Genomic DNA, 6947 nt, shown 5'->3' with positions numbered 1-6947 from the left:
CAGCTCCCACAGCCGGACGCCCGCCTCGTGGGCGAGGTCGCTGATGCGGGCATGGGCGGCTGGGCGCCGGGCGGCAGCGGCTGCTGGAGGCCCGCCTTCTGGTCGGCGGTCGAGCGGTAGTCCACGGCGGCCTGGGTCATCCGCATGTACGCCTCCTCCAGCGAGGCCTGGTGCGGGGACAGCTCCCACAGCCGGACGCCCGCCTCGTGGGCGAGGTCGCTGATGCGGGGCAGCGGCAGCCCGGTCACGCGCAGCGCGCCGTCCTGCTCGGGCAGTACGTGTCCGCCCGCCTCGGCGAGCGCGGCGGCGAGCTTCTCCCGCAGCTGCGGCTCGGTGTCGGGGGTGCGCACGCGCGCGAAGTCGGCGGAGTTCGCCGAGATGAAGTCCGTCACGCTCATGTCGGCGAGCAGCTGCCCGCGCCCGATCACGATGAGGTGGTCGGCGGTCAGCGCCATCTCGCTCATCAGGTGGGAGGAGACGAAGACCGTACGGCCCTCCGCCGCCAGCGCCTTCATCAGGTTGCGGACCCACAGGATGCCCTCGGGGTCGAGGCCGTTGACCGGCTCGTCGAAGAGCAGCACCTGCGGGTCGCCGAGCAGCGCGGCGGCGATGCCGAGGCGCTGGCCCATGCCGAGCGAGAAGCCCTTGGAACGCTTCTTCGCCACGTCCTGGAGGCCGACCACGCCGAGCACCTCGTCGACGCGGCGGGCCGGGATGCCCGACAGCTGGGCGAGGCTCAGCAGGTGGTTGCGGGCGGACCGGCCGCCGTGCACGGCCTTGGCGTCGAGCAGCGCGCCGACCTGCCGGGGTGCGTTGGGCAGCTTGCGGTACGGATAACCGCCGATGGTGACCGACCCGGACGTGGGGTTGTCCAGCCCGAGGATCATCCGCATCGTCGTGGACTTGCCCGAGCCGTTCGGCCCGAGGAAGCCGGTCACGGCGCCCGGCCGCACCCGGAAGGAAAGGTTGTACACGGCGGTCTTGTCGCCGTAGCGCTTGGTCAGGCCGACAGCCTCGATCATGCTCCGCACCCATCGAAAAGGTTCAGGAAGGCGGGGCACACGCCCCCGTAAGGGTTAGGAGGATATCCAGGCGCTGACGGTTCCGCCCAAGAGAGAGTAAAGCCGGAGAGCGATGCCCGGCGCTCGGGCCGGCGGAAACGGTGAAGGGGCGGCGGGACCGGGCCCCACCGCCCCTTCACCATGCCGGTGTCGTACGACTACCGGGACTGCTGCGCCGGAACGCTCCGGGAGATCGGCTCGTCGTCGCTGGACGTGCCGGCCGCGGCCACCGCGGCGCCGGTCAGCGTGGCGAGCATCTCGCGGACGTTCGTCAGCTGGGCGTTGATGCTGTCGCGGCGGTTGGTGAGCGCCGCCAGCTCCCGCTCGGACTCCGAACGGATCCGGTCGGCCTTGGCGTTGGCGTCGGCCACGATGTCCTCGGCCTGCCGCTGGGCGGTCTCCACCGTCTGCCGGGCCCGGCGCTCGGCGTCGGTGCGCAGCTTCTCCGCCTCCAGGCGCAGCTGCTCGGCCCGGTGCTCGATCTCGGCGAGCCGCTTCTCGGCCTTCTGCTGACGCGAGGCCAGGTCCCGCTCGGACTGCTCGCGCCGCTTGGCCAGGTTGGTCTCGAAGTCGGCGGCGGCCTGGGCGGCCTTGGCGCGGGTCTCCTCGAAGAGGGCGTCCGCCTCCTCGCGCTTGGACTGCGCGTCCTTCTGCGCCTCGGCACGCAGCTGGGCCGCGTCCGCCTTGGCCTTCTCGACGATCCGGACGCCCTCGTCCTCGGCCTTGGCCTTGCGCTCGGCCGCGTACGCCTCGGCGTCGTTGCGGACCTGCTGGGCCGCCGACTCGGCGAGGTCGCGGTGCTGCTCGGCCGCCCGCCGGGCCTCCTCGCGCAGCTCCTTGGCCTCTTCCTCGGCCAGCCGCAGGATCTTCTCGACCCGCGCGCCGAGACCCGCGTAGGACGGCTCGGCGTCCGTGATCTGGGCCTGGGCGTTCTGCGTCTCGAGGTGCAGCTCCTCGATGCGCTTCTCCAGGGCGGTGATCCGGGCGAGAGCACTGTCACGGTCGGAGACGAGCTTGGAGATGCGTTCGTCCACCTGAGCGCGGTCGTATCCACGCCGCACAAGCTCGAAGCCGTAGGGGGAAGTGTCGCTCATGGGGTTCCTGTCGAATGAGACCGGTGAGTGAGGTGATAAAAGGAATCCTAGGGGCCACAGCGGTGTGTCATCGAGCGGATACGGTTTTGATCTGGAGAATGGCACCTCTTTCGAGTGGCCGGCCGGTGGACCACCTGCCGGAAAGTTGGGCAAAGTACCCAGAAGACATCACAACGCCCGCTGGCCGCTAGCTGTCTGACGTCTTGCCACCCGATCGGGGGGCGCCCACGGTGGCGCCCGCCTTGACCCCGCCGTCCTTCCCGGGCGCGGGCGCCTCGAGGGACCCCAGCGCCTCCAGGACGTCCTGCACCCGGGAGATCTCGGCGTTGATGTCCTCGCGCCGGCGCATCAGGATCTCCAGCTCCCGCTTGCCCTCGTCGACGGTGCGCCGCGCCTCGCGGATCGCCTCCGCCTTCAGCTCCTCGGCCTCCTCCACCGTACGCCGTGCCTCGCGGACCGCCTCGGCCTTCAGCTCCTCGGCCTCCTTGACCAGACGGGCCTTCTTCTGCTCGGCCTCCTTGAGCAGGCCCTCCGCCTTCTTCACCGCGGCGATCCGCACCTTGCCCGCCTCGGAGTCGGCCTCCGAGACCAGCTCCTTGGCCTTCGCCTCGGCCTTCGCCAACTGCTCCTCGGCGGCCTTGATGAGCGCGTCGCAGCGGTCGCCGGTGGACTTCATGGTCTCGGCCGCCTCGCGGCGGGCCCGCTCGTGCAGCTCCTCGATCTCGGTGGTGATCCGGCTCTGCAGCTCCTCCGCGCGCTCCCTTATCGCGGTGGCGTCCCGGCGCGCGCCGACCAGCAGCTCGTCGGCGTCCGTACGGGCCTTCTCCACCAGCGAGTTGCCCTCGATGGTCGCCTCGGTGACGATCCGCTCGGCCTCGCTGCGGGCCGCGCCCACCATCGTGTCGGCCTGCGACTCGGCGTCCGCCGTGGTCTTCAGGGCCTGCGCCTGCGCCTCGGCGAGCAGCTTGTCGGCCTCCGCCGTGGTCTCCGTGATGAGCTTGTCGACCTGCTCGGCCGCCTCCGAACGCCGCTTGTTGGCGTCCTTGCGGGCCTCGTCCAGGGTCCGCTCGGCCTCCTCGCGCGCGGAGTTGACGAGCCGTTCGGCCTCGGCCTGCGCCTCCGCCTTCGTCCGCTCGGCCTCCGCCCGCACCCGCTTGGCGTGCGCCTGCGCGGAACCGACCGTCACACCGCGGTGTCCGTCATCTTCAGCAGCACCGAGCCGAGGGCCAGGCCCACCGTCGAGGCCAGCAGCAGCCCGAGCGAGATGGGCACCGCCGTCTGCCACAGCACCGACAGCCCCAGCGTGCGGCGCCGGGTGCCGAAGGCGACCAGCGACGACAGCAGCTTGCGCCGCTCGCGCAACTGCTCCAGCTGGGAGACCAGCAGGCTCGCCCCGATCAGCGCCAGCACGCAGACCGCGCCGAGGAACAGACCGGTGCGCAGGGAGGTGTACTTCCGGGACTGGGCGGTCGCCGTCCAGTGCCAGACGGACGAGAGCCGGTCCACCCGTGCCGCCGTGTTGCGCACGTACTGGTCCGCCTCCGGCACCGACAGGTCCAGCCGGACGTAGACCTGGTGGTACAGCGTCGGCACGGCCGCGGCGGGCAGCGCGGACGGGGTGAGCAGCAGGCCGGTGACGTGCGACTGGAGGGCGTCCTTGCGCGCCGGGACCTGGCGCACACCGGCCGGTACCGTCCAGGGGACCTCGCGCCCGCGCCCGCCGCCCGAATAGGTGGCGTCGATGAAGCCCCGCCGGCCCGGCCGGACGAAGGCCCGGCCCTCGGGGCTGTCGTCCGGGTCCGGGATGTCGAACACGTCACCGTCCCGGCAGGACGGCAGCCGGGCCAGTTCGCGCAGCGCGGCGCAGGTGCCGACGGTGATGCCCACCGTGGCGCGGGGGTCGAGGCGCCGGTCGCCGACCGAGCCGGTGGAGATCGCCACCGACGCCCGTACGCCCTTGGTACGGGGGAACTCGCGGGCCGCCGCCGGCAGCGCGGACCCGTCCGAGATGTCGATCTGCACCGACGCCCGCTCCGGGTCCCGGCCGGTGTCCCGGGTGTACTGCCCCTCCACGCCCGCGAACAGCATCTGCAGCGCGATCGCCCCGGCCACCGCCACGGCGATGCCGTTGACCATGCGGGCCGCCGTACCGCTGCTCAGCTGGAGCCGGCGCACGGCCAGCTGCCAGGAGACCGGGCCCGCGCCGAGCCGGGCCACGACCGCCTCCACCAGCCAGGGCAGCAGTGCGCTGACACCGACCAGGAGCAGCAGCACGCCGCCGATGACCAGGTATTCGTTGAAGTCGCCGTTCGACCGGCCCTTGCCGATCATCGGGTACAGCAGCGCCAGGCCCGCCAGGGGCAGCAGCAGCCGCCACCACAGGCGCCGCCGGGCCTGCCGGGCCGTGCGCACCACGCCGAGCGGTTCGACGGCCACCCCGCGCATCGCGAACAGCGTCACCCCCACCGCGGCGGCCGGGACCGCCACCGCGACCAGGACGACCAGTGCGGGGGAGGGGTTCAGATAGCTGGGGAAGAAGCTCTCGCCCAGCACCTCCACCGAGCCCGCCACCTGCCGTCCGACGAGGAAGAACACCGTACCGACGACCAGGCCGAGCAGGGCTCCGGCCAGTGCCTCGCCCGCCGCGATCCGGCGGGTCATCCGGCGGTCGGAGCCGACCAGCCGCAGCGCCGCCAGCCGGCGGTCGCGCCGCTCGCCGCCGAACCGCACGGCCGCGGCGATGAACACGGCGACCGGGGTGAGCAGGGCGACGAACACCACCAGCGTCATCATGATGAGCACCGGGTCGGCCCGTTCGGGCGTCGGGTGCCGGTCCCCGAACGCGGTCAGCCGCACCACGTGCGAGCTGTTCTCCTTCACCGCCAGGTGGTCGGCGCCCGCGTAGAAGGCCAGTTCGTGCGAGCCGATCAGTCCGGGCTCGCCGATCGTGCCGGTGATCCGGTCCGCCAGCCGCTCCCGCAGCAGCCTGCCCTCGTCGGAGCCGAGCAGCTTCTTCAGCGCGGGGGAGACCACCATCTCGCCCGGCGCGGGGAAGTGGTCCACGCCCGGCGGCAGGGGCGCCCGAGGGCCCTCGGGTTCGAGGAGGCGGCCCCGGACGTCCTTGTCGTGCCACCTGGTGTCGGCCATGCCGACCAGCACGGTGTTCGCGGCCTTCGGCGGCACGGCCGCGCTGTAGGTGAGGTCCGTGCGGGCCTGTTCGCGCTGGTGCCGTGCCGTCAGCACGTTCGGCAGCGCGGTCGTCAGCAGCAGCAGCGCCACGCCGAGGCCCACGCCGACCGCCGTCAGCACCATCCGGACCCAGGCCTCGCGCCCGCCGGTGACGGCGAACCGTACGCCCATGCCCAGGTCCCTGGACCACTGCCGGAGGTTCATATGGCGCGCTCCATGTCCCGGGACCTGCCGTCGCGTACGACGATCTCCCGGTCGGAGTAGGCGGCCACCCGGGCCTCGTGGGTGACGAGCACGACGGCCGCGTTGGTGGAGCGGGCCGCGTCGGTCAGCAGCTCCATCACCCGCTCGCCGTTGAGGGAGTCGAGCGCGCCGGTCGGCTCGTCGGCGAACACCACCCGGGGCCCGGTGACCAGCGCCCGCGCCACCGCGACCCGCTGGCCCTGGCCGCCGGAGACCTCGCCGGGCCGCTTGCCCTTGAGGTCGTCCACCTCCAGGCGCTCCATCCAGGTGAGCGCGGCCCGCTCGGCCTCCTTGCGGGGGCTGCCGTTCAGCCGGAGCGGCAGGGCCACGTTCTCCACACAGGTCAGCTCCGGCACCAGCTGGCCGAACTGGAAGACGAACCCGAAGTCGCTGCGGCGCAGCGCGCTGCGCTCGGTGTCGCTCAGGCCGGCGAGTTCGCGGCCGTCGTAGGTGATGGAGCCGGAGTCGGGCGGCACGATGCCGGCCAGGCAGTGCAGCAGCGTCGACTTGCCGGAGCCGGAGGGACCCATCACGGCGACGACCTCGCCGGGGTGGATGGAGAAGCCGGCGCCGTCGAGCGCGACGGTGGGGCCGAAGCTCTTGCGCAGGTTCTCGGCGACGAGCAGGGAGCCGGGGGGAGGGGTCACCGGGTCACCGCCGCACGGAGCTTGTCGAGGCGCGCGGCGGTGAGTTCCAGCCAGCGCAGGTCGGCCTCGAGGTGGAACAGGGCGTGGTCGCAGATCAGCTGGTCGGCGAGATCGCCCTTGCGCTTGCGGTCGGTGAGGATGCGCATGCTGCGCAGGTGCTCGGAGCGCTGGGTGTCGAGGACGTCGGAGGCGTCGCGGTGGGTGAGGAGCGCGAGGACGACCTTGGTGTACAGGGTCGACTGGAGGTACTCCTCCGGCTTCTCCGGGGTGGCGAGCCAGCGTTCGACATCGGTGACGCCGGCCTCGGTGATGGCGTACCGCTTGCGCTCGGGGCCGCCGCCGGCCTCGATCCCGTCGACTTCCACGAGACCGTTCTTCAGCAGCCGGGACATCGTGGAGTAGACCTGGCCGTAGTGCAGCGGCCGGTCGTGACCGAACTTCTCGTCGAAGGCCCGCTTGAGGTCGTAGCCGTGGCGCGGGCCGGACTCCAGGAGTCCCAGGAGGGTGTGACCGATGGACATGAGGGAACTCTACACAGCGTGTATACCCACCATGTATACACCGGGTGCACAGTGGACCCCCGGGGAGGCGTCGGTGCAGGTGAGGCGCCATTGTCAGGGTTTCGTAACAGCCCCGGACGTCTGGTGCGTCGTCACGACCGGAGGCCCTGGTACGACGACGGCCTGCCCCTGGTCGGGAGCCCCGCTCAGGCC

The 6947-nt window shown here is 72.2% G+C and carries 5 protein-coding genes and 1 pseudogene; all 6 read right to left on the bottom strand.

All coding sequences use genetic code 11. The features are described from left to right. Positions 1-1022, bottom strand: a 1022-nt coding sequence (locus H5J33_RS18365) for an ABC transporter ATP-binding protein (protein ID WP_181796021.1), incomplete at its 3' end; no start/stop codon positions are given. Between the two features lie 197 nt (positions 1023-1219). Then, positions 1220-2155 (bottom strand): cellulose-binding protein, encoded by a 936-nt coding sequence (locus H5J33_RS18360; RefSeq protein ID WP_181796020.1) that lies wholly within the window; start codon positions 2153-2155, stop codon positions 1220-1222. Positions 2156-2342: 187 nt separating this feature from the next. Then, a pseudogene (locus H5J33_RS18355) lies at positions 2343-3389 on the bottom strand (hypothetical protein); the annotation flags it as partial. Continuing rightward, positions 3338-5548 carry an ABC transporter permease gene (locus H5J33_RS18350; protein ID WP_258565204.1) on the bottom strand — a complete coding sequence of 737 codons (2211 nt, stop codon included), beginning with the start codon at positions 5546-5548 and terminating at the stop codon, positions 3338-3340. The pseudogene H5J33_RS18355 and the gene H5J33_RS18350, both read right to left, overlap by 52 nt. Next, positions 5545-6234: an ABC transporter ATP-binding protein gene (locus H5J33_RS18345; protein WP_181796019.1), complete on the bottom strand. Its 690-nt coding sequence runs from the start codon at positions 6232-6234 to the stop codon at positions 5545-5547. The genes H5J33_RS18350 and H5J33_RS18345 overlap by 4 nt, the downstream gene beginning before the upstream one ends. Next, positions 6231-6755, bottom strand: a complete 525-nt coding sequence (locus H5J33_RS18340; RefSeq protein ID WP_181796018.1) for a PadR family transcriptional regulator — start codon at positions 6753-6755, stop codon at positions 6231-6233. The genes H5J33_RS18345 and H5J33_RS18340 overlap by 4 nt, the downstream gene beginning before the upstream one ends. Positions 6756-6947: the final 192 nt, after the last annotated feature.

The organism is Streptomyces sp. WELS2, assembly GCF_013870595.1.
GTDB lineage: Bacteria > Actinomycetota > Actinomycetes > Streptomycetales > Streptomycetaceae > Streptomyces.
Note: the sequence above shows the minus strand (reverse complement) of the source record. Positions and strands in the feature narration are given on the sequence as shown.